Here is a 22,347-nt window from a genome sequence, read left to right on the forward strand (position 1 = left end):
CCGTACCACCGGTGAGCCGCTGAAGGGCGGGCAGCCGCGGACGGTCAAGGTCGCCCGCTTCGTCGTACGGGCCCCAGGGGTTGTCCCCGGCGGGCCCTGAGCAGGTAGGCCATGTCGGACTCGAACCGACAACCAACGGATTAAAAGTCCCGGCAAGCTCATGCCGGGCCTTGCCGCTCGGTCCAGCATCCGGAAATGCCTGGTCAGGCGGCCGAACCCTGCCGATTGATCCGCCCCCGATCCAGCCGTTCCAGTACGTCCGCTCACGCATCGCTCACGGCAGGTGTCGCTGTGGGCCCTGTCACTGGGACACGGAAGGCGGCAGCCGCCGCGCAGTGCGCGCAAATGATCGACTCCGTGATGGAAGCTGTGATCCACCCAGCTTCTCGAACGAAGATCACCCCTCTGCTGGGCCAACGCCAACTCTCTCACGCTGCTGCCATAGGGGACGGGAAGCCAGTGATCTTCAGGTCCGTCTGCCGGACCGGCGATCGGGAAGGCTGACGGCCCCGGAGCTGGGTTGGCGGAAACCTGTCCCTGGCCCGCGGGCCAGGTCAGAGCACACATGTACGGTTCCAGGGCGGCCAGGCATAGGAGGGGGAGCCTTGGAGCTGGAACACCGAACAGAGAACTTCGTCAACGCGTCGTGGTCCATGGTGGATCTCCGGGACCTCATCTACGACATGGTGGGCCTGCTCTTCACCGAGCTGAGCCAGCACGGTGGGATGGCGGGAGACGACGGCGCCGGGCGGGCTTTCGCCGCTGTGTACAAGCCGGCGGTGGCGACCGTGTTTGCCTCGGCGGGCCGCGCGCACCAGGTCATGGCGAACGGAGCCGGCACCCTTCTCAAGGCCGCCGAGGACTTCGTCCGGCAGAACAGTGAGATCGCTGCGTCATTCCTCGATCAGAGCCCGGCTGCCCCCGGTATCGGTCCGCAGCCGTCCGGCCCGGACTGCAACCCACGTGCCAGTCACAATGCCGAGGACCTTCCCGAGGTCGTCGGCGAGACGAGCTGGACTGATCAGTACCTGCTCGACAAACGCTTCCACGGGCAACGCGACAAGCTGCGCAAGACAGCAGCTGTCTGGAACTCGGCCGCCAAGATCCTCGAAGACGCCTACTGGGACTCCGGGACAGCATGGAAAACCGCGACCGCCAACCAACAGGGCGAGACGGCGACCGCGGTGGAGCAGTTCTTCAACCTGTTCGTGGGAAAGACGCCGCCACCCAGCGAAGTGGGTGGCGAAGAGACCCTGATGGCGAATCTCCCCACCGCCTGCCGCATGATCGCCAAAGCGTGTGAGGCGTACGCGGACCACGTCGAAACGGCATCGAAGCGCATCCCAGAAGAGTCGAACCCCATCACGGGTGACACCTTGCTCCCCTGGGACCGCGCCCGCTTTGGCGGCGACGGCCACGACGGCGGGCTGCACGAGCTGGTCTCCGGCGACATGCGCATCGCGAGCCTGGGCAAGATCCCGCCCGCCATGGACAGCTCCCAGGCTCGCGTCCCCATGCCCCAGCCCGACGGCGGCGGCTTCCTGCCATCGCTGCCGCCCTTCCTGGCGCCCCTGGTCCGTGCGCCGCTCCTGGTCCCGGTGGCGTACCGCCCCGCGAACGGGCCGCGGGTCCAGCCGATAGCGCCACCGGCGCCGCCCAACCCGCGGTTCCCTCCCCTCACGCCACCGCAGCAACAGAACTTCCAGACCTGGCTGAACTCGCTGCGTGCGGGCGACGTCTCGGGCGGCAGGCCCGCCGAGGTCGCCTATCAACTGCGTGTGGCCGGCTATCCCGAGTACGAAGTCCCCATCGCCCCGGGCACCGGCAAGGGCACCACCCTGATGGTCGACGGCTTCCGCGACAGCGACGGGATGGCCGTCGAGGCCAAGTACGTCAACAACCCGGGCAAGAAGTGCTACCGCTCACTGGAAGAGCTCCGCGCCAATCACCAGACGGGCAAGAAGGAGTTCCTCTTCGACCCCGACCGGAACGAGCTGCAGAAGTACGCCGCCGCACTGAACGACCCCCGCAACACCGAGATGCGCGGAGTGGAAACGGTCACCAACAATCCCGACTCCGTCGCCTACTGGCGCGTGATGATGGCGGCGTACGGCGTCAAGGGCTACGCCCGCTACGTTCCCTGACCCACCCTGCACCGCCAAGGAGTACACCCGTGGACGCGTCCCAGCTCGCCGAACTGCGCACCATGTACGTCTTCACCCCCATAGAGGGGCAGACCTGGGGGCTGACGTACGACAGCCTGAAGGCCAGGCTCCTGGAGCGCGATCCGGACGAGTTCATCCGGATCCAGGAGGGCGGGCAGATCCGAGGTTCGGCCATGCATTACGGCATCACCCTCGACGGTGAAGAGCTCGAAGGGTACGCACGGGTCCGGCCGGAAGGCATCTCCATCCTCGACTCCACCGCCCAGACGGCCGCGAATTTCGTAGGCTGGCTCCGGGAGCACATCGTCCCGGAAGGTGTGGCGATGACGTTCAACACCGCCTGGGGGCTGGAAGAGGATCTGCCTGACGCCACTGTCCCCGAAGTGACACGGCCCCGGCTTATCGCAGCCTTCCTTGCCCACCTCGAAGCCACCGGCCTGGAATGAGCGCAATGGCGATGCAGCCGTCTCGCCGCGTACGAGCCGCCACGCCGGCAAGCTCTTCACGATCGGCTTCAACTCCGGTCCTCGTATGGATCTTCGCCGCCGAGAGGTTCCCGGACGATCTCCGAGGGGCCGCGGACTCAGCCACCTGCACCCCGAGGTGGCGGATGGTGGCGGCGCCACTTCATCCGCCGGCGGAGGCGGTCAGCCCACCCTCGTTCCGCACCACAACAGCAGCCGAGAACCCGGCATGCCGCAGTGGCGCCGCCGCCGGCTCACGGACGCTGCAGCAGCCATCCAGGAGGCGCTGGAAGCGTCTCCTGTCCCAGAAGAACCCGCGCAATAGCCCTGGATGGCACCCCGTCCCGGGCCGTCCGCTCACGCACGGGCCTGAAAACGGCTGAGCGCCCCACCCGGCCAAAAACCGGGTGGGGCGCTCAGTGCCAGGTCAGAGGGGGTATCCCTCCCCTGCGAGCGGTAGGCCATGTCGGACTCGAACCGACAACCAACGGATTAAAAGTCCGCTGCTCTGCCAATTGAGCTAATGGCCCTCGGCGTGCTCACCCCAGAGCATAGCCGGACAGCGCCGGTCAGCCGATCGGGTATCGGCTGACCGGCCTGTCGGGGTCAGCGGAGCGGGGGCAGGACCCCGCGGAGCGGGACCGCGGTGACCTTGACCGAGCCGGTGGTCCGCAGCTCGGCGCCCTGGCCGTCGGCGGGCCTGGCCGTGAGCGTCCATTCGTAGTCACCGGGGAACAGGTAGGCCCCCGTCGGGGACTTTCCGTCCCACGCGGGCGCGATCACGCCGCGTGCCTCACCGCCGCTGCGCACGACCGTGGAGATGCCGGACATCTTGTTGCGCACCGTCAGCTTCCAGGACGACACGGGCTTGGACAGCCACCAGCGCGAGGGCCAGCTCTTCGCGAGCTTGAAGTCCGCAGTGGCGGGGACGTCCTGGTCGATCGCCGCGAGGGGCGAGGTCGAACCCGTCACGCCGACCAGGTGGACGGTCTCGCCCGCGTCCGTGTAGGCCGGCCGGCCGCCGAACGGGTCGATGGTCCAGTCGTGGCCGTAGCCGAGGACGTACTTTTCGATCTCGCGCTCCCGCACGGGCGCGCCGGAGCGCAGGTTGAAGACCTCCAGGCCGACGCCGCCCTGGTGCACGACGTAGCCGTCGCCGAGCCGCACGTGGTGGCGCTCGGGGGTGAAGGGCAGCGGGATCCGCTTCTTGGACGGCGCGTGGAAGGCGGCGGCGCCGTCCCCGTAGAAGGAGCAGGTGGAGTAGAACCAGCCCCCGTTGGCCATGAGCTCGTACGGGCGGCAGCCCGAACCGAGGTCCAGCCGCTGGGCGATCTGCCCGGTCCGCAGGTCCGTGCCGGCCACCACGCCCGTGTCGCCTTCGGGCTGCCAGAGCGTGGACCCCCACAGGGCGGACGGCGAGGAGGCCTTGACGTCCAGGACCTTCCCGGCGTCGATGTCCGCCACGAGGAGCCGGGAGGCGGAGTTCTCGGACGCCACGAAGAGGAGGTAGCGGCCCGAGGCGGCCACGATGTGGCCCGGCTGCAGCTGCGTCCTGCTCGCCAGTTTCACCTGCCGCACCGTGCCACCCGCTGCGGCGTCCATCACGTCCACCGCGATCGCGCACGACCAGCAGGTCCCCGCGTCCACGGACGACAGCGAGACGAACCGGCCGTCGCCCGTCGCGACGCTGTGGAGGGCGGCGGCGTCCTGACGGCCGCAGAGCTCCCCGTTCACCGTGGCGTCGCACTTCCACGAGGGAGTCTGGGACACGGTCGGGGGGCCGGACACCGAGGCCGTGTACCCCTGGACGCTCGACCCGGGGTCCTGCTGCCCCACGGCGAGCCGGCCCTGGGCGAAGGCGAGGCTCACGCGGTCCGCGGGCTTCGGCGGGACGTCGAGGACTTCCTTGACCACCGGAGCGCCGTCGGCTCCGGGCGCGATGCGGTGCACTCCCCAGTGGCTGGAGTCGCTCCCGCCGGCCACGTAGCCGGCGCCGTCGGACCCGGGCAGGATCGGGTCGCTCCCGGTCCGCGGCAGCAGCGTGCGGGCCGCTCCGCCCGCGACGGGCAGCGCGGTCAGTCCCTGCGGCACCGTTGCGATCAGCCAGTCGCCCACGGGCTGGACGGACACCCTCGAGAACGTGGCCAGGTCCACCGTGTGGGTCACCTTGCCGTCGGCGCGCGAACGCAGCGTCACCTTGCCCGAGTTCTCCATCGCGATCCACCGCGAGCCGAGCCCGAACGTGGTGTGGGTCGTCTCCGTCACCCCGTCCGCCAGCGGCACCGGCCGCAGGGCCGCCGTGGCGAAGTCGAGCAGCGCCACGGTTTCGCCGCCCCTGCCGTTGCGGTACGAGACCAGCGCGCCCTTCGGGTCGAAGGCGTGCACGCGGAACCCGTAGCTCCCGAACCGTTCGGGCGAGGTGACGACCACGTCCTTGCGCGGCTCGCTCGCACGGCCGATCAGGTGCAGGGTGAGCCAGCCGGCCTGGTCCACCTCCGTGGCGAGCACCTGGGACGGGGAAAAGGCCTTCGCCCAGGCCCGCCCCGCAGGGGCAGCCAGCGTCTCGCTCGTGCCCGAGGCGAAGTCGTACAGGTCCAGCCGACCTGTCGCGCCGCCGCTACCGGCCTTCTCGCACGCGACGGAGTCGCCCGAACCGGCCGCCCACACGTCCGTGCCGTACACGGTGTTGCAGCCCGCGCGGGTCGCTTCCCGCCCGTCGTTCAGGCTCCGCCAGAACCAGTTTCCGTCCCGATAGGTGATCAACCCCGTGCCGGCCCCGGAGACGGCCTGGTACGCCGGATCCTGGTGCGGCGGCGGCGCGATCGTCAGGTCGTCGGCGGCCGCGGGCCCCGCCGTGGCCGGTACGGCGCCCAGGCCGGCCAGTCCGATGGCCAGTGCGAGCGCGGCGGCGCCCAGCATGCGTGACCGTCTCAAGGAAGTCCCACCCCCAGGAAGTGCGCAGGGGGCGGTCGCGGTGCGCGTTGCCGTGTCCCCCCACCGCAAGTCCGGGGATCGTAGCAACACGCGACAGGGCCCCCACGACCAGCTTGGTTCCAAGCGGTCGTGGGGGCCCTGTCAGGGGGTTCGGCTCAGCTGCGATCAGCCGTTGCGCTTCCAGCGCGGCTTGTCGTCACGGCGGCCGCCGAAGGAACCGGTCGAGCCGGAGCCGGACGGGCGGTGGTCGTCGCGGCGGCCGTACGGGCGGTCGCCGGCGCCGCCGGAGCGGAAGCCACCGGAGGGACGGTCGTCACGACGGTCGCGGTTGAACGGGCGGTCGCCGCCACCGGAGCGGAAGCCGCCGGAGGGACGGTCGTCGCGGTTGAAGCCGCCGGAGGGACGGTCGTCGCGGCGGAAGCCACCACGGTCGCCACCGCGGTCGTCACGGTTGAAGCCACCCGACGGACGGTCGTCGCGGCGGAAGCCGCCCGAGGGACGGTCATCGCGGCGGAAGCCACCACGGTCGCCACCGCGGTCATCGCGGTTGAAGCCACCCGACGGACGGTCGTCGCGGCGGAAGCCGCCGGACGGACGGTCGCCACCGGAGCGGAAGCCGCCGGAGGGACGGTCGTCACGGCGGAAGCCACCACGGTCGCCACCGCGGTCGTCACGGTTGAAGCCACCCGACGGACGGCCACCGCGGTCGCCGCGGTCGCCACGGTCGTCACGGCGGAAGCCGCCACGGTCGCCACCGCGGTCGCCGCGGTCGTCACGGCGGAAGCCGCCACGGTCACCGCCGCGGTCGCCACCGCGGTTGTCGCGGCGCTCGAAGTTGCCGCGGTCGTCGCGCTGGGCGCGCTGCTCCTCGCGGCGCTCCTGCGCGGCCAGTTCGGCGGCAGCGGCAGCGGCGGCAGCCGCGACCTCGGCCTCGGCGGCCTCGGCCACCTCGGCGACGGCGGCCTCGGGGTCCTCGCCGCGCTCGCGCGCGGAGCGGGCGACCAGGCGGTCGGCCTCCTCGCGCAGTTCCACGGCACGGCGGGACAGACGCTCCAGCTGCTTCGTGAGCTCGGCGACCTCGCGCTCGGCCTGCTTGGCGGCGTTGTTCGCGGAGTCGGCCTGGACCTCGGTCAGCGAACGGGCACCGGTGATCTCGGCGACCTCGGGCTCGAAGGCGCCGGCGCCCTGGACGATGTGGCGCGAGGCGTCGACGCCCGCGTCCTCCATCAGGCGGAAGATCTGGCGGCGCTGGTGAGGCAGGGCCAGGGAGACGACGACACCGGACTTGCCGGCGCGGGCGGTACGGCCCGAGCGGTGCAGGTAGTCCTTGTGGTCGCCGGCCGGGTCCACGTTCAGCACCAGGTCGATGCCGTCGACGTGGATGCCGCGGGCGGCGACGTCGGTGGCGACGAGCGCGTTGACGTAGCCGTCCTTGAAGTCCGCGAGGACGCGGGTACGGGCGCCCTGCGTCATGCCGCCGTGCAGCGCGTCGGCCTTCACGCCGGCCTCGACGAGCTGCTCGGCGATGCGGTCGGCGCCCAGCTGGGTGCGGACGAAGATGATGGTGCGGCCCTTGCGGGCGGCGATGGCGGCCGTGACGGGCGCCTTGTCCTTCGGCTTCACGACGAGGACGTGGTGCGTCATGGTCGTGACGTTGCCCTGCGCGCTGTCGACCTCGTGCGTGACGGGGTTGGACAGGTAGCGCTTGACCAGGGTGCCGATCTCGTTCTCCATGGTGGCGGAGAAGAGCATGCGCTGGCCGCCGCCGGGGATCTGGTCGAGCAGCTCGGTGACCTCGGGCAGGAAGCCCAGGTCGGCCATCTGGTCGGCCTCGTCGAGGACCGCGACCTGGACGTTCTCCAGGGAGCAGGCGCCGCGGTTGATGATGTCGCGCAGACGGCCCGGGGTGGCGACGAGGACGTCGACACCGCGCTCGAGGGCGTAGATCTGGTTGCTCATCGAGGTACCGCCGCAGACGACCTTCATCTTCAGGCCGAGCACGTCGCCGTAGGGCTGGAGGGCGTCCGCGACCTGCATCGCGAGCTCACGGGTCGGCGTGAGGATGATCGCGCGGGGCTTCTTCTTCTCGGTGAAGCCGCCGGCCAGCGTGGCCAGGGTCGGCAGACCGAAGGAGAGGGTCTTGCCGGAGCCGGTGCGGCCACGGCCGAGGATGTCCTTGCCGGCCAGGGCGTCCGGGATGGTCGCGGCCTGGATCGGGAAGGGGGTGGTGACACCGTTCTGCGCGAGCTTGCGCACGACGCCCTCGGGCAGACCGAGGTCCGCGAAGGTGATCGTGGGCTCGGCGTCGGCGTCGGACTCGTCGTCGCCCTCGGCGTCGACGGAGTCGATGGACTGGTCGGTCGTCACGTCGGCCTCAAGAGCCTCGATGGTCTCGTCGACCACAAGGGTCTCTACTGCGTCGACGATCTCGTTCGAGTCGTTCTCGGGCATGACGGCGCGGTCAGAACTGGAAATGGACATGCGAAATGCGAAACCTTCCGGAGTCTCGGCACGCGCCCAAACTCCGTGAATCGCAAATCGACCGCCTCAATGCGGTCAGCCACGGCTAGGGAGAGTACGCGCCACACGGCGCTCTTCGGATTCGGCGCCGGGCAATGGGATCAAACGATCTATAACCATACGCACCCTCCCCCGGGTCTGGCAAGTTACTCCGGCAGCATCGGCTCTGACCTGCGGAGATGCCCTGAGCCGGGGGTGGTGCGCAGCATGGCAACGCCCGGAACGGCGGTGCGGCTAGGACTCGGCCGCGGTGCTCGGCTCGGGCTGTGGACTCGGTGGCGTGGGAGTGGGTTCCGTCACAGGGGGCGTCGTGGCCGGTGGCGGGGTGGGGCTGGCCGACTGCTGCCCGCCGCCCGAACCGCCGGAGCCGGAACCACCCGATCCGCCCGAGCCCGCCGATCCGCCCGATCCCCCGGAGCCCCCGGATCCGCCCGAGCCGCCCGAGCCGCCTCCGGAGGGCTCCTGCGGCCCCTGGCCGCCGGCCGCGCCGCCCGGTCCCGCCGACGGCGAGGGCACTCCCGGCTTGCCGCCCGGCGCCCCCGGGCTCGGCGAGCCCCCGGTCGCGCCGGACGCCTTGCCGTCCTCCTTGGGCTTGCCGTCCCGGGTCCCCGTACCGTCCTTGGCGCCGTGGCCGTTGCCGTGCACCCCCGACCCCCGGCCGGCCGTGGAGCCCCCGCCCGCCGCGGCCCCGCCGCGCCCGTCGGACGAGGAGGAGGGCCCGGGTTTCGCCGAGTCCTCGCCGACACTCATGCAGCCCGCCGTCGCCGCGACCGCGAGCGCGGTGACGGCCAGTCGGAGGGAAGCGGACAACTGGCGCACGAGGGCACCTCCGAGCCTGAGGGGTGAGCGGTCCGCATGAGCGGGTCAAGAAGCCCAACTCCCTTCGACCCGCAAGGGACACGCCCTCAGCCGAACAGCTGCTGCGCCACCTGCGACCCCAGGTGTACGGCTCCCAGCCCGACCAGCACCGATGCCGCCACGTTCGCCGCGGCAAGAAAGCTCCGGCCGAGCTCGGCCAGCCGCAGGGTCTCGTACGAGAACGTCGAGTACGTGCTCAGCGCCCCGCACAGCCCGGTCCCCAGCAGCAGCTCCAGCCGCCCCGAGGAGGCCCCGGCGGGCAGCGCCCCGGTCAGCAGCCCCAGCGCCAGGCAGGCGGAGGCGTTGACCGCGAACGTGCCCCAGGGGAAGAGCGAATCGTGCCGCGCCTGGACCGCACGGTCCGTCAGGTACCGCAGCGGCGCACCCACCACCGCGCCCGCCACCACGAGCAGCCAGTTCACCGGGCCCCCGCCCGCCCCCGGCCCCGGCCCCGGCCCCGGCCCCGGCCCCGTCCCCGCACGGCGCGGCGCGTCACCGAGGCCGCCGCCCACACCGCGCCCAGCGCCGCCGCCACGGTGAGCCCGGCGTACGCCAGCGCGGTGCCCGCCTCCCCCTCGTCCAGCAGCCGCGAGAAGTCCAGCGCGTACGTCGAGAATGTGGTGAAGCCGCCGAGGACCCCGGTCCCCGCGAAGGGCCGGAGCAACGGATGCCACGCCGTCCGGCCGCCCTCGCCGATCAGGGCCATCAGGAGGCCGATCAGGGCGCAGCCCACGGCGTTGACCACGAGGGTCGCCCACGGGAAGTCCCCGGGGCCGGCCGGCCACAGCAGGGAGATCCCGTACCGCGCCGAGGCCCCGACCGCCCCGCCCGCCGCCACCGCCGCGAGCACCCGGCCCCGGGGCTCGGCCGCCTGCGTCGGCACGTGCAGGTCGACGTCCGGGTCGACCGCCTCGCGGCCGGGGACGGGCCGGGTCATCCGTAGCCCAGCGCGTGCAGCCGCTCGTCGTCGATCCCGAAGTGGTGGGCGATCTCGTGCACCACGGTGACCTCCGTCTCGGCGACCACGCTCTCCCGGTCCTCGCACATCCGCAACGTGGGGTTCCGGTAGATCGTGATCCGGTCCGGCAGCACCCCGGCGTACCACTCGCCGCGGTCCGTCAGCGGGGTCCCCTCGTACAGGCCGAGCAGCTCGGGGTCCTCGGCAGGGGGCTCGTCCTCCACGAACACCGCGACGTTGTCCATCAGCCGCGTCAGCTCCGGCGGGATCCGGTCCAGGGCCTCTGCGACGAGCTCTTCGAACTCCTCGCGCGTCATCTCCAGCACCGGGCCATTGTCCCCCGGGCGGGGGCTCCTCCCCCGTGCCGCGGGAAACCGTTTTGGCGATAGCTCCCCGGATCCCATATGCTTCTCACGTCCCCGACGCGCTGGAAAGTGCCCGGCGGGCCTTTAGCCCTCATCGTCTAGTGGCCCAGGACGCCGCCCTTTCAAGGCGGTAGCACGGGTTCGAATCCCGTTGGGGGTACGCATTACCGTGTGCAAGACTGGTTCTCGCACACTGCAAGGTCCTGTGGAGCAGTTGGTTAGCTCGCCACCCTGTCAAGGTGGAGGTCGCGGGTTCAAGTCCCGTCAGGATCGCTGAAGCCGGAAACGGTTTCGTGGCTGGGTAGCTCAGTTGGTACGAGCGATCGCCTGAAAAGCGATAGGTCGCCGGTTCGACCCCGGCCCCAGCCACCATCAAGAAGGCCCCGTCCATCGGACGGGGCCTTCTGTGGTTACTCCCCTCGCGCCGTCTCGGCGGTCTCCGCCGTGCGGGCCCTGCGGCGCCACTGCGCCAGCGCGATGCCCGCCGCCCCCGCCGCGACGACGGCGAGCAGCGCCCCGTCCGGGACCCCGCCGGCCACCGACCGGACCCACTGCTCCACCGCGAACGAGTCGTCCACGTCCAGCAGCCCCGGCAGGGCGCTCGCCCCGTCGAAGACGAGGAACACGGCCCCCAGGGCGATGAAGAACAGCCCGGACAGCAGCGAGGTGGTGTGCAGCTCGAAGCGGCCCACGCTGAAGGCACGCCCGCGCAGCCAGCTCCGCCCGCCCAGGTCGAACCGCTCCCACAGCAGGGCCAGCAGGAACAGCGGCACGGCCATCCCCAGCGCGTAGACGGCCAGCAGCAGGCCTCCGTAGGCCGGGCTGCCGCTGACCGCCGCGACGGTCAGCACGCTGCCCAGGATCGGGCCCGCGCAGAAGCCGGCCAGCCCGTAGACCGCGCCGAGGGCGTACACCGACAGGGCGGTCGTCGGCCGGATCCGCCCCGACAGCTCGCCGGCGCGCCGGGAGGCGAAGCCCAGGCCCAGGATCTGGGCCAGGCCGAGCGCGATGATCAGCCAGCCGCCGGCGAGGACCAGCGCGTCGCGGTTGCCATGGAAGAACCGTCCGGCGTACGAGCCGGCCGCCCCCAGCGGTACGAGCGTGGTCGCGAGGCCCGCGTAGAAGATCCCGGTCCGGGCCAGCAGCCGGGACGTGGAGTCGATCGAGTACGCGAAGAACGCGGGCAGCAGCAGGGCGCTGCACGGGCTGAGCAGCGCGAGGAGGCCGCCCAGCAGGGCGGCCAGGTATCCGATGCCGGTCACGGGCGGGCCGCCGCCCGGGCCTTGGCGATGGCGGCGGTGAAGGCGTCGAGGGGCTGGGCTCCCGCGATGGGCTGCCCGTTGACCAGGAACGACGGGGTCGAGGTCACGCCGATGCGATGGCCCTCGTCCTGGTCCTCCTTCAGGGCCGCGGCGGCCTGCTCCCCGGCCATGTCCTTCCTGAAGCGTTCCAGGTCGGGGACGCCGGCCTGCTCGGCCAGCTCCACGAGGCGGGCCTCGCCGAAGCCCTTCTCCTTGGCCCCGTCGGCGTACGCGGCGGCGTGGAAGGCCGCGAAACGGTCCTGCTGCCCGGCGGCCCAGGCGGCCTTGGCGGCGGCCTCGGAGTCGGCGCCGAAGATCGGGAAGTTGCGCCACTCGATGCGCAGGGTGCCGTCCTCGACGTACTTCTTGACCAGGGCGGGCTCGGTGTCCCGGGCGAACTTGCCGCAGTAGCCGCACTTGAAGTCGGAGTACTCGATCAGCACGACGGGGGCGTCGGCGCGGCCGACGGCGAGCTTGTCACCGGGCTCGCGGCGGGCGAGCGCCTTCAGCTCGGCCGCGGGGTCGGGGCGGGCCGCGGCGGAGGCGCCGGATCCGCCGGTTCCGCCGGAGGGGCCGTCGGTGGAGGCGGTGGAGGCCTGCCAGGAGACGAGCCCGAGGGTGAGTGCGGCGAGGGCGACCCCGGCGGCGATGTGCAGGGGCTTGTTGCCGGTCTGCCCGGGCTTCCTGCCGGTCTGCGGGGGCTTCTTGCTGGTCTTGGGATCGGGCATGCGTGTACTCCAGGGCTGCGGGTGGTGGGACGGACCGGTGGGGTGACCGGCCCTTCTAGGCCGTCTCTTACGGCCTAGACCCGCATCACGGACAGCTCCACGGGACCGGGCGCCGGCTGGTCGGGCGCGCGTACGAGGACCCGTACCGGCAGGGCCGCGCCGTTCCGGGCCGGGTCCGCCCCGAGCCGTCCGGCGGCCGGGAGGGGTGCGTGGGCCGGATCTCCGGTGCGCGGCGGAACGGCCGGCGGCCGGCCGTGGTCCCCGGGCCCGGGGGCGCAGGACGGGCCGCCGTCCTCGCGGGCGACCGCATGAGCCGCGTGGGTGCCGGGGGCCGCGGGTCCGGGCGGCTGCGTAGCAGCGGCCGGCAGCAGAGCTCCCACCATCAGGGCGAGTACGGCGCCCAGCAGGCACCACACACGGCTGCTGCGGGGCAAGGTGGGCTGCCTCTCACTCGTTCGGCTGGTGGACTCGTCCCGAAATGGTACGGGTCCACCCCACAAATGCGTTCGCCACCCGGCGGCCCCGGGTGAGATCCTCGACCAGGTATGTCTACTTCCTTCGCCGCCCTGCAGACGCTTCTCGGTGAGATCTCCCTCCGCGACGCGCACCGCCTAGGCCGCCGCCTCGAGGGCGCCCGCCGAATCCGCAAGCCCGAGGCCAAGCAGGCCGTGCTCGACGAGATCGCCGCGGAGGCCGCGAAGGCCGCCGAGCGACTGGCCGGCCGTGCCTCGCGGATGCCCGAGGTCACGTATCCCGAGAACCTGCCCGTCAGCCAGAAGAAGGACGAGATCGCCGAGGCGATACGCGACCACCAGGTCGTGATCGTCGCGGGCGAGACCGGCTCCGGCAAGACGACGCAGATCCCCAAGATCTGCATGGAGCTGGGCCGCGGCGTCCGGGGCATGATCGGGCACACCCAGCCCCGCCGGATCGCCGCCCGCACGGTCGCAGAGCGCATCGCCGAGGAGCTGAAGTCCGAGATCGGCCAGACGGTCGGCTGGAAGGTCCGCTTCACCGACCAGGTGGACCAGGACGCGACCTTCGTGAAGCTGATGACGGACGGCATCCTGCTCGCCGAGATCCAGACGGACCGCGAGCTGCGCGCCTATGACACGATCATCATCGACGAGGCCCACGAGCGGTCGCTGAACATCGACTTCCTGCTCGGCTACCTGGCCACGCTGCTGCCCAAGCGCCCCGACCTCAAGGTCGTCATCACCTCGGCGACCATCGACCCCCAGCGCTTCTCCCGGCACTTCGGGGACGCCCCCATCGTCGAGGTCAGCGGGCGCACGTACCCGGTCGAGGTCCGCTACCGGCCCCTGCTCGAAGAGGACAGCGAGGAGAGCGACCGGGACCAGATCACCGCGATCTGCGACGCGGTCGACGAGCTCCAGGCCGAGGGCCCGGGCGACATCCTGGTCTTCCTCTCCGGCGAGCGCGAGATCCGCGACACGGCGGACGCGCTGATCAAGAAGAACCTGCGCTTCACCGAGGTGCTCCCGCTCTACGCGCGCCTCTCCCACGCGGAGCAGCACCGGGTCTTCCAGCAGCACACCGGCCGCCGGATCGTGCTCGCGACGAACGTCGCAGAGACCTCCTTGACCGTCCCGGGCATCAAGTACGTGATCGACCCGGGCACCGCCCGGATCTCCCGCTACAGCCACCGCACCAAAGTGCAGCGCCTGCCCATCGAGCGGATCTCGCAGGCCAGCGCCAACCAGCGCAAGGGCCGCTGCGGCCGCACCAGCGACGGCATCTGCATCCGGCTCTACTCCGAGGACGACTTCGACGCCCGTCCCGAGTTCACCGACGCCGAGATCCTGCGCACCAACCTGGCCTCCGTCATCCTGCAGATGACCGCGGCCGGCCTGGGCGAGATCGAGAAGTTCCCCTTCATCGACCCGCCGGACCACCGCAACATCCGCGACGGCGTGCAGCTGCTCCAGGAGCTCGGGGCGCTCGACCCGACCGAGAAGGACCCCAAGAAGCGGCTCACGCAGATGGGCCGCCAGCTCTCCCAGCTGCCCGTGGACCCGCGCCTGGCCCGCATGGTCGTGGAGGCGGACAAGAACAACTGCGTCCGCGAGGTCATGGTCATCGCGGCGGCCCTGTCCATCCAGGACCCGCGCGAGCGGCCCTCGGACAAGCAGACGCAGGCCGACCAGAACCACGCCCGCTTCAAGGACGAGACCAGCGACTTCCTCTCGTTCCTGAACATGTGGCGCTACGTGCGCGAGCAGCAGAAGGAGCGCGGCTCGTCCTCCTTCCGCCGGATGTGCAAGCAGGAGTACCTGAACTTCCTGCGGATCCGCGAGTGGCAGGACATCTACTCCCAGCTGCGCACGGTCGCCAAGACGATGGGCATCCACGTCAACGAGGCCGACGCCCCCGAGACGAGCATCCACATCTCGCTGCTGGCCGGTCTGCTCTCGCACATCGGGCTGAAGGACACCGACAAGAACGAGTACCTGGGGGCCCGGTCCGCCAAGTTCGCGATCTTCCCGGGCTCGGCGCTCTTCAAGAAGCAGCCGAAGTTCCTGATGTCGGCGGAGCTGGTGGAGACCTCGCGGCTGTGGGCCCGGGTCAACGCCAAGGTGGAGCCGGAGTGGGTGGAGCCGCTCGCGCAGCACCTGATCAAGCGCACCTACAGCGAGCCGCACTGGGAGAAGGACCAGGCGGCCGTGATGGCGTACGAGAAGGTCACGCTGTACGGCGTGCCGATCGTGGCCCAGCGGAAGATCAACTACGGCCGGATCGACCCCGAGGTCTCGCGCGAGCTGTTCATCCGCAACGCGCTGGTCGAGGGCGACTGGCGGACCCACCACAAGTTCTACGCCGACAACCGCAAGCTCCTCACCGAGGTGGAGGAGCTGGAGAACCGGGCCCGGCGCCGCGACATCGTGGTGGACGACGAAACCCTCTTCGACTTCTACGACCAGAAGATCCCCGAGCACGTGGTCTCCGGGGCGCACTTCGACTCGTGGTGGAAGCACAAGAAGCGCGAGGAGCCCGAACTCCTCGACTTCGAGCGCGAGATGCTGCTGACGGAGAAGGCGGCCGGGGTCACCAAGGCCGACTATCCGGACACCTGGCGGCAGGGGCAGCTGAAGTTCCGGGTGACCTACCAGTTCGAGCCGGGCGCGGACGCGGACGGCGTGACCGTGCACATTCCGCTCCAGGTGCTGAACCAGGTCACCGACGAGGGCTTCGACTGGCAGATCCCCGGCCTGCGGGAGGAAGTGGTCACCGAGCTGATCCGCTCCCTGCCCAAGCCGATCCGCCGGCACTACGTCCCCGCCCCGAACTTCGCCGGCCGGTTCCTGGACACGGCGGTGCCGCTGCAGGAGCCGCTGCCGGTCACGCTGGCGCGCGAGCTCCAGCGGATGGTCGGCGTCCCGGTCTCCGCCGAGGACTTCGACCTGACCCGGATCCCCGACCACCTGAAGATCACGTTCCGGATCGTGGACGAGCGCCGCAAGAAGATCGCCGAGGACAAGGACCTCGAGGCGCTCAGGCTCAAGCTGAAGCCGAAGGCCCGCCAGGCCCTGTCCAAGGCCGCCGCGGCCACCGCCGAGCGGGCGGGCGGGGAATCGGTGGAGCGCACCGGGCTGACCGACTGGACCATCGGGACGCTGACCCGGGTGTTCGAGACCCGGCGGGCGGGCCAGCCGGTGAAGGCGTACCCGGCACTGGTGGACGAGGGCTCGAGCGTCTCCGTACGGCTCTTCGACACCGAGGCCGAGCAGCAGCAGGCGATGTGGCTCGGCACCCGGCGGCTGATCCTGCTGAACATCCCGGTGAATCCGGCGAAGTTCGCCTCGGACCACCTGATGAACCAGCAGAAGCTGGCCCTGTCCAGGAACCCGCACGGCTCCATCCAGGCGCTGTTCGACGACTGCGCGACCGCGGCGGCCGACAAGCTCATCGCCGACCACGGCGGCCCGGCCTGGGACGAGGCGGGCTTCCGCAGGCTCTACGAGGCCGTCCGCGCCGACCTGGTGGACACGACCGTGCGGACGGTGAGCCAGGTCCAGCAGGTGCTGGCCGCCTGGCAGGCCTGCGAGCGCCGCCTGAAGGCGACCAGCAGCCTCGCGCTGGTCGCCAACCTCCAGGACGTGAAGACGCAGCTGGCGGCCCTCATGCCGGCCGGCTTCGTGACGCTCACGGGGCTGCGCAGGCTGCCGGACCTCATGCGCTACCTGGTGGCGGTGGACCGGCGGCTCCAGCAGATGCCGACGGGCGTCCAGCGCGACACCACGCGCATGGAGAAGGTGCACGAGATGCAGGACGAGTACGCGTGGCTGCTGGAGCAGTTGCCCAAGGGGCGGCCGGTGCCGACGGCGGTCACCGACATCCGCTGGATGATCGAGGAACTGCGGGTCAGCTACTTCGCGCACGCGCTCGGGACGGCGTACCCGATCTCCGACAAGCGCATCGTGAAGGCGGTGGACGCGGCGGCCCCGTGACGGGCCCCGCGACCGGCCGCACGGGGGGCCGCGTGATCCGGTTCGACTGCACCCCCTGAGCTGCGGTACAGTCTGATTCGCAGCCGCCGAGCGGCCGCAACCAAGGACCTGTGGAGCAGTTGGTTAGCTCGCCACCCTGTCAAGGTGGAGGTCGCGGGTTCAAGTCCCGTCAGGTTCGCAGAAACGTCAGGGCCCGCATCCCCCAGGGGATGCGGGCCCTGACGCGTTGACGGGTACGGCCCCTATGCGGCCTTGGGGGCCTCCGGGGTTCCTGGGGCTGCCTGGGGCTGTCTTGGGGCTTCTTGGGCCTTCTTGGGGCTCCGCGGGTCGCTGACCGCCCCGCCGAGGCCCTCCGGCACCCGCTCCGGCGTCCAGGGCGGTCCTGACCACCGCGCAGCGCCTCATGCCGCTCCCTGCCGCGCCCCGAGGGCGTCCCCGCATCACGCCCGGCGCCTCCGGAGCGACTCCGGGCTCGGCTCCCCGGGCTCTCATGGCCGCCCACCGGAGAGAATCCCCCGTTCGCATGATGCGCTCCGCGACCCGCGTCCCCTTACGGGGTGCATTCGCGGGAATACAAGAGTGATCATCTGTGACGGGAGTCACCGCATGAGTTTTTGAGAGGGGTCCTTTTATCGCACCCCTACACCCGCTCGATTTAATATGTGCAATTGCACCCCCCTGACGCACCCTCGCACACCAGCCCGATACCGCCCTGACCAGGGCATAAAAAAGATCGCGCTGGACCCGGCGGAGTCCAGCGCGATCGACGACTCGAGAACCTGTTGGGGCAGGTTCAGTCGTATGAAGCCATGTGGGTTTCATCGGATTGGGGGACCCGATATGGACCCGTTAAAACAGGGGTGCTTGCGGTGCCTCAGGCCTCGCTGCGCTGCTGCGGAATTCCCGCGAGCAGTGCGCGAACCTCGGCCTCGCGGTAACGGCGGTGTCCACCCAGGGTGCGGATGGACGTGAGCTTGCCAGCCTTGGCCCAGCGGGTGACCGTCTTCGGGTCCACGCGAAACATCGTGGCAACCTCAGCCGGGGTCAGCAGCGGCTCGGCATCAGGGGTGCGAGCGGTCATGAGCGGCCTCCTCGGGAGAACCGAACCATCTCGGTTCTTTCCTCTAAATTCTGCACCTTGGCCCGCGTTGCCCGAAATGGACATACGCGGGCCGAGTCGGTTATAGGACGAACGGCTTGTCCTCGGCACTACAACTACACCATCCGTCCAGCCCGAAGGGCCAAACCGACGGAATTGCCCTCCGAGGTGTTCATCAGCGGTCGGAAGCCGATGGACCGCCCCATAACGGACAGTCACCCCACTGTGACGATCAGTCACAGAGCGATCAGGAGTCGTCAGACCCCCCGTAGAGTGCAATGCCGAGCATTCCGCCCTTAGTTGGGCGGAAGGAACCCTCCCCGGACTCCTTGTCCTATTTTGGCACGAGGGTAGGGGAAGGGCGCAAGGGTGTGGTTAGTGCGGTCCGTCACGCTTGGGCCAATGGCCCGTATCGGGACGAAGGTCCTGGAACTACGTCCTTAAAGGCCGCATCAAGCCCCTGATCAGCCACTTGTGACCGAAAGACCGATACGCGGCGGTGCGGACGGATGCTCCGGGACGCGGATCGAGCAAGATCGCCCCTCCGGACTAATTCGCGAACAGTCTCTCCCGGACCGCCCTCCACCGCTCCGCCAGCTCCTCGTACACCTCGGCCGCCCCCGCCTCGTCCCCCGCCCGCAGCGCCGCGATCCCCTCCGCCAGCTCCCCCGCCGAGCGGTCCTCCGCCAGCCGGTCCGCCGGCAGCGCGTGCAGCAGCCCGCCGTAGTCCAGTTCGACCATCGACCGCGGATGGAACTCCTCCAGCCAGCTCCCGACCTCCACCAGGCCCTCGGCGAGCGCCCCGTACCCCTCCGCCTCCCGCAGGGTCCGCAGGGCGCGCGCCAGCCGCCGCCGCGCCTGCACCATCGGCGTCCGGTAGCGCAGCACTTCCCCCGGCACGTACTCCCGCTCCTGGTCCGCCACCAGCACGAACCAGCGCAGCGGCACCTGCCACACTCCCGTACGGATCCACGGGCGCGCGTCCGGGTTCCGCTCGCGCCAGCGCTCGTACTCCTCGGCCGCCCGCTCGCGCACCGGCGGCGGGAGCGCCGCGTCCAACACCGGCCGCGGGAACCACTCGACCAGCTCCTGGAGCGCCAGCCAGCCGCGCAGGCGGGTACGCCACGGGCACACCAGCAGCACCCCGTCGACCTCGGCCGTGAAGGCGTCCGCGCTCTCGTGGGCCGGCACCCCCACCACCGGCACCCGCACCAAGTCGGAGAGCGACCGGTGCAGTTCGTCCTGGGCGGTCGGAGCCGTCCCGCGGCGGGCGTAGTCGGCCCAGTGCGCCCGCTCCGGCTCCGGAAAGGCGGCCAGGGGCTCGTAGACTCGCAGGTAGGAGGCATACGGGACGGCCGGCGCCGAGCGCGCGGAGGGCAGCAGGGGATCGGGAGATTCGCTCACGCTCTCGTACTCCCCCTTTTGCGGCTCCGCTACCTCCGGCACGCCAGTGACACGGGAGTGTTCCGATCCTCGGACAGGCGGTCCCCACACCCCCCGCAGGTCTTACGCTGCTCCCAGCACGCCCTCCCCCACCCGCAGGGCGGGCGTCTTTTCCGCGCCGCATCTCTTCCATGGGAGTCACCACCGTGACCGAAATGACCGACGGCGTCCTGCACACCCTGTTCCGTACGGAGCAGGGCGGCCACGAGCAAGTCGTGCTGTGCCAGGACCGAGCCACCGGCCTGAAGGCCGTCATCGCGATCCACTCCACCGCCCTGGGCCCCGCCCTCGGCGGCACGCGCTTCCACGCGTACGCCTCGGACGAGGAGGCCGTCCTCGACGCGCTGAACCTCTCGCGCGGCATGTCGTACAAGAACGCCCTCGCGGGTCTCGACCTCGGCGGCGGCAAGGCCGTGATCATCGGGGACCCCGACGTCCTCAAGACGGAGGAACTGCTGCTGGCCTACGGCCGGTTCGTGGAGTCGCTCGGCGGCCGCTACGTGACCGCCTGTGACGTCGGCACGTACGTGGCGGACATGGACGTCGTGGCCCGCGAGACCCGCTGGGCGACCGGCCGCTCCCCCGAGAACGGCGGCGCGGGCGACTCCTCGGTGCTCACCGCCTTCGGTGTCTTCCAGGGCATGCGCGCCAGCGCCCAGCACCTGTGGGGCGACCCGACCCTGCGCGGCCGCAAGGTCGGCGTCGCCGGCGTCGGCAAGGTCGGCCACTACCTGGTCGAGCACCTGCTGGAGGACGGCGCCGAGGTCGTGATCACGGACGTGCGCGAGGAGTCCGTGCAGCGGATCCTCGACAAGCACCCGGGCAAGGTCACCGCGGTCCCCGACACGGACGCGCTGATCCGCGTCGAGGGGCTGGACATCTACGCCCCGTGCGCGCTGGGCGGCGCCCTGAGCGACGAGACCGTGCCGGCCCTCACGGCCAAGGTCGTCTGCGGTGCGGCCAACAACCAGCTCGCCCACCCCGGCATCGAGAAGGACCTGCAGGACCGCGGGATCCTCTACGCCCCGGACTACGTGGTCAACGCGGGTGGCGTGATCCAGGTCGCCGACGAGCTGGTCGGCTTCGACTTCGACCGCTGCAAGGCCAAGGCAGCGAAGATCTTCGACACCACCCTGGAGATCTTTGCTCGCGCGAAGACGGACGGTATCCCGCCGGCCGCCGCGGCCGACCGGATCGCCGAACACCGGATGGCCGACGCCCGGTCCGCCCGCCAGGTCTGAGCCCTCCCGGGGGCACCTGGGTGCGCCCGCCGGGGTGCGGGGAGACAGAACTCACTGCACTTCGGCGGGTCGCGGGCCAGGAACGCGTTAAAATCGCGGTTGACCAGCGAGGACGGGGCGCTTCGTTGGTACTGCACCGGGGCGCGTCATGCGGGCGGCGTACCGTATGGCCGCGGAAGCAGGTACCGTTAAACCCCTACGGACGGTCTCTCCACGGAGAGCCCGCTCCGAACCATGAACGCGTGTCAGACTCTGGGGCCGTCGAGCCCCGTCACCGAGGGGGTCGAGCCATGGGGCGCGGCCGGGCCAAGGCCAAGCAGACAAAGGTCGCCCGCCAGCTGAAGTACAACAGCGGCGGGACTGACCTCTCGCGTCTGGCCAATGAGCTGGGCGCATCGCCGACAGAGCCGCTGCAGATCAGCGAGCCGGTCGAAGTCGATGACGATCTGGACGACGACGACCCGTACGCCAAGTACGCGGATCTCTACAACAGCGATGACGACGACGAGGACGAGGAGTCCGGTCCGTCGGCACAGCGTCGCGGCGCTTGACGCTTTCTCGAGAGCGTCTGCACGACAAGCTCACACACTGAAACCCGGTCCAGGGCATCGCCCCGGACCGGGTTTCAGTGCTGCTCAGCTCGCGTAGGAACCCGTCAGGGTCGAGCCCTCGGTGTGCTCGCCGCGCTCGACGATCTCACCGGCGACCCAGGAGTCGACGCCGCGGTCGGCCAGCGCGGTCAGGGCCACGTCCACCGCATCGGCGGGCACGACCGCCATCATGCCGACGCCCATGTTCAGCGTCTTCTCCAGTTCCAGCTGCTCGACCCGTCCGGCCTTGCCGACCAGGTCGAAGACCGCGCCCGGGGCCCAGGTCGAACGGTCGACCGTGGCGTGCAGGTGGTCCGGGATGACCCGGGCCAGGTTCGCCGCCAGGCCGCCGCCGGTGATGTGCGAGAAGGCGTGCACCTCGGCCGTCCGGGTGAGGGCCAGGCAGTCAAGCGAGTAGATCTTGGTGGGCTCCAGGAGCTCCTCGCCGAGCGTGCGGCCGAACTCCTCGATCTCCTGCTCCAGGGACATCCCGGCCCGGTCGAAGAGGACGTGCCGGACCAGCGAGTACCCGTTCGAGTGAAGGCCGGACGACGCCATCGCGATGACGGCGTCACCCTTACGGATGCGATCCGCGCCGAGCAGCCGGTCGTACTCGACCACGCCGGTGCCGGCGCCCGCCACGTCGAAGTCGTCCGGGCCCAGCAGGCCCGGGTGCTCCGCGGTCTCGCCGCCGACCAGGGCGCACCCGGCCAGGACACAGCCCTCGGCGATTCCCTTGACGATGGCCGCGACCCGCTCCGGGTGGACCTTGCCGACACAGATGTAGTCGGTCATGAAGAGCGGCTCGGCACCGCAGACGACGATGTCGTCCATGACCATCGCGACCAGGTCGTGGCCGATGGTGTCGTACACGCCGAGCTGGCGGGCGATGTCGACCTTGGTGCCGACCCCGTCGGTGGCCGAGGCGAGCAGCGGACGCTCGTAGCGCTTGAGGGCGGAGGCGTCGAAGAGGCCGGCGAAACCGCCGAGGCCGCCGAGGACCTCGGGGCGCTGGGTCTTCTTCACCCACTCCTTCATGAGCTCGACGGCGCGGTCTCCCGCTTCGATGTCCACACCCGCGGCTGCGTAGCTGGCACCGGTGGTCTTCTCTGTCATGACAGGGAGAGCTTTCGTGTCGTTACTGCTGTGGGTGCCGGGCCCTGGGAAAAGCCTGAAAGACAGGGCCCGGCGCAGGTGGAGCGTGGGGGTCCC

At 70.7% G+C, this 22,347-nt stretch carries 17 protein-coding genes and 5 tRNA genes; 9 read left to right on the forward strand and 13 right to left on the reverse strand.

The features are described from left to right. The first annotated feature begins 605 nt into the window (after positions 1–605). Positions 606–2,144, forward strand: coding sequence for a restriction endonuclease fold toxin-2 domain-containing protein (locus tag AB0D44_RS00005; RefSeq protein WP_362582055.1), 1,539 nt, complete (start codon positions 606–608; stop codon positions 2,142–2,144). Positions 2,145–2,173: 29 nt separating this feature from the next. After that, on the forward strand, positions 2,174–2,611 hold the full coding sequence (locus AB0D44_RS00010; RefSeq protein ID WP_362582057.1) for a hypothetical protein: 438 nt from the start codon (positions 2,174–2,176) through the stop codon (positions 2,609–2,611). A gap of 475 nt (positions 2,612–3,086) precedes the next feature. Here the strand turns inward: AB0D44_RS00010 and AB0D44_RS00015 are convergent. From AB0D44_RS00015 to AB0D44_RS00045, 7 genes are all read right to left on the reverse strand, one after another. After that, positions 3,087–3,159: transfer RNA gene (locus AB0D44_RS00015), tRNA-Lys, on the reverse strand. Between the two features lie 76 nt (positions 3,160–3,235). Beyond that, positions 3,236–5,563: a hypothetical protein gene (locus AB0D44_RS00020; protein WP_362582060.1), complete on the reverse strand. Its 2,328-nt coding sequence runs from the start codon at positions 5,561–5,563 to the stop codon at positions 3,236–3,238. Between the two features lie 165 nt (positions 5,564–5,728). After that, complete coding sequence (locus AB0D44_RS00025) at positions 5,729–8,044, reverse strand: DEAD/DEAH box helicase (protein WP_362582063.1); 2,316 nt, start codon at positions 8,042–8,044, stop codon at positions 5,729–5,731. 273 nt (positions 8,045–8,317) lie between these two features. Continuing rightward, positions 8,318–8,902, reverse strand: a complete 585-nt coding sequence (locus tag AB0D44_RS00030) for a hypothetical protein (RefSeq protein ID WP_362582066.1) — start codon at positions 8,900–8,902, stop codon at positions 8,318–8,320. Between the two features lie 86 nt (positions 8,903–8,988). Further along, positions 8,989–9,363 (reverse strand): CrcB family protein, encoded by a 375-nt coding sequence (locus AB0D44_RS00035; RefSeq protein WP_362582069.1) that lies wholly within the window; start codon positions 9,361–9,363, stop codon positions 8,989–8,991. After that, on the reverse strand, positions 9,360–9,878 hold the full coding sequence (locus AB0D44_RS00040; RefSeq protein WP_362582072.1) for a CrcB family protein: 519 nt from the start codon (positions 9,876–9,878) through the stop codon (positions 9,360–9,362). The genes AB0D44_RS00035 and AB0D44_RS00040 overlap by 4 nt, the downstream gene beginning before the upstream one ends. After that, a complete protein-coding gene (locus AB0D44_RS00045) occupies positions 9,875–10,225 on the reverse strand; it encodes a metallopeptidase family protein (protein ID WP_362582075.1) in 351 nt (116 codons plus the stop codon). The genes AB0D44_RS00040 and AB0D44_RS00045 overlap by 4 nt, the downstream gene beginning before the upstream one ends. A 126-nt stretch (positions 10,226–10,351) precedes the next feature. Here AB0D44_RS00045 and AB0D44_RS00050 point away from each other — a divergent pair. The 3 genes from AB0D44_RS00050 (at position 10,352) to AB0D44_RS00060 (ending at position 10,636) form a co-directional block, all read left to right on the forward strand. Next, positions 10,352–10,424, forward strand: a tRNA-Glu gene (locus tag AB0D44_RS00050). Between the two features lie 39 nt (positions 10,425–10,463). Continuing rightward, positions 10,464–10,537 (forward strand) — tRNA-Asp (locus AB0D44_RS00055). Between the two features lie 22 nt (positions 10,538–10,559). Beyond that, positions 10,560–10,636 (forward strand) — tRNA-Phe (locus tag AB0D44_RS00060). 38 nt (positions 10,637–10,674) lie between these two features. Here AB0D44_RS00060 and AB0D44_RS00065 read toward each other — a convergent pair. The 3 genes from AB0D44_RS00065 to AB0D44_RS00075 form a co-directional block, all read right to left on the reverse strand. Then, entirely contained in the window at positions 10,675–11,526 is an 852-nt protein-coding gene (locus AB0D44_RS00065; RefSeq protein ID WP_362582078.1) for a cytochrome c biogenesis CcdA family protein, read from the reverse strand. Beyond that, complete coding sequence (locus tag AB0D44_RS00070; RefSeq protein ID WP_362582081.1) at positions 11,523–12,293, reverse strand: thioredoxin domain-containing protein; 771 nt, start codon at positions 12,291–12,293, stop codon at positions 11,523–11,525. Before AB0D44_RS00070 ends, AB0D44_RS00065 begins: the two co-directional genes overlap by 4 nt. A gap of 74 nt (positions 12,294–12,367) precedes the next feature. Next, positions 12,368–12,727 (reverse strand): hypothetical protein, encoded by a 360-nt coding sequence (locus AB0D44_RS00075; RefSeq protein WP_362582084.1) that lies wholly within the window; start codon positions 12,725–12,727, stop codon positions 12,368–12,370. Between the two features lie 111 nt (positions 12,728–12,838). Between AB0D44_RS00075 and hrpA the strand changes: the two genes are divergently transcribed. Together hrpA and AB0D44_RS00085 are read left to right on the forward strand one after the other, a co-directional pair. Beyond that, positions 12,839–16,762: an ATP-dependent RNA helicase HrpA gene (hrpA, locus tag AB0D44_RS00080; protein ID WP_362582087.1), complete on the forward strand. Its 3,924-nt coding sequence runs from the start codon at positions 12,839–12,841 to the stop codon at positions 16,760–16,762. 104 nt (positions 16,763–16,866) lie between these two features. Then, positions 16,867–16,940, forward strand: a tRNA-Asp gene (locus AB0D44_RS00085). A gap of 696 nt (positions 16,941–17,636) precedes the next feature. Here AB0D44_RS00085 and bldC read toward each other — a convergent pair. Both bldC and AB0D44_RS00095 read right to left on the reverse strand, forming a co-directional pair. Continuing rightward, on the reverse strand, positions 17,637–17,843 hold the full coding sequence (bldC, locus tag AB0D44_RS00090; protein ID WP_003949541.1) for a developmental transcriptional regulator BldC: 207 nt from the start codon (positions 17,841–17,843) through the stop codon (positions 17,637–17,639). A 567-nt stretch (positions 17,844–18,410) separates the two neighbouring features. Then, positions 18,411–19,265 (reverse strand): hypothetical protein, encoded by an 855-nt coding sequence (locus tag AB0D44_RS00095; protein ID WP_362582090.1) that lies wholly within the window; start codon positions 19,263–19,265, stop codon positions 18,411–18,413. Positions 19,266–19,450: 185 nt separating this feature from the next. Here AB0D44_RS00095 and AB0D44_RS00100 point away from each other — a divergent pair, with 185 nt between their 5' ends. Then, positions 19,451–20,545: a Glu/Leu/Phe/Val dehydrogenase dimerization domain-containing protein gene (locus tag AB0D44_RS00100; RefSeq protein WP_362582093.1), complete on the forward strand. Its 1,095-nt coding sequence runs from the start codon at positions 19,451–19,453 to the stop codon at positions 20,543–20,545. Positions 20,546–20,835: 290 nt separating this feature from the next. Next, positions 20,836–21,096: a DUF3073 domain-containing protein gene (locus tag AB0D44_RS00105; RefSeq protein ID WP_069921195.1), complete on the forward strand. Its 261-nt coding sequence runs from the start codon at positions 20,836–20,838 to the stop codon at positions 21,094–21,096. Positions 21,097–21,180: 84 nt separating this feature from the next. Here the strand turns inward: AB0D44_RS00105 and purM are convergent, their stop codons facing one another. Next, positions 21,181–22,251 carry a phosphoribosylformylglycinamidine cyclo-ligase gene (gene purM / locus AB0D44_RS00110; protein WP_362582096.1) on the reverse strand — a complete coding sequence of 357 codons (1,071 nt, stop codon included), beginning with the start codon at positions 22,249–22,251 and terminating at the stop codon, positions 21,181–21,183. Between the last annotated feature and the right edge of the window lie 96 nt (positions 22,252–22,347).

The organism is Streptomyces sp. NPDC048349 (genome assembly GCF_040651925.1).
Classification (GTDB): Bacteria; Actinomycetota; Actinomycetes; order Streptomycetales; family Streptomycetaceae; genus Streptomyces.

Bases quoted from the DNA above. Each gene is read 5' to 3' on its own strand.
- AB0D44_RS00025 (WP_362582063.1), bottom strand. From the start codon at position 8,044: ATGTCCATTTCCAGTTCTGACCGCGCCGTCATGCCCGAGAACGACTCG.
- AB0D44_RS00040 (WP_362582072.1), bottom strand. From the start codon at position 9,878: ATGACCCGGCCCGTCCCCGGCCGCGAGGCGGTCGACCCGGACGTCGAC.
- AB0D44_RS00070 (WP_362582081.1), bottom strand. From the start codon at position 12,293: ATGCCCGATCCCAAGACCAGCAAGAAGCCCCCGCAGACCGGCAGGAAG.
- hrpA (WP_362582087.1), top strand. From the start codon at position 12,839: ATGTCTACTTCCTTCGCCGCCCTGCAGACGCTTCTCGGTGAGATCTCC.
- bldC (WP_003949541.1), bottom strand. From the start codon at position 17,843: ATGACCGCTCGCACCCCTGATGCCGAGCCGCTGCTGACCCCGGCTGAG.
- AB0D44_RS00105 (WP_069921195.1), top strand. From the start codon at position 20,836: ATGGGGCGCGGCCGGGCCAAGGCCAAGCAGACAAAGGTCGCCCGCCAG.
- purM (WP_362582096.1), bottom strand. From the start codon at position 22,251: ATGACAGAGAAGACCACCGGTGCCAGCTACGCAGCCGCGGGTGTGGAC.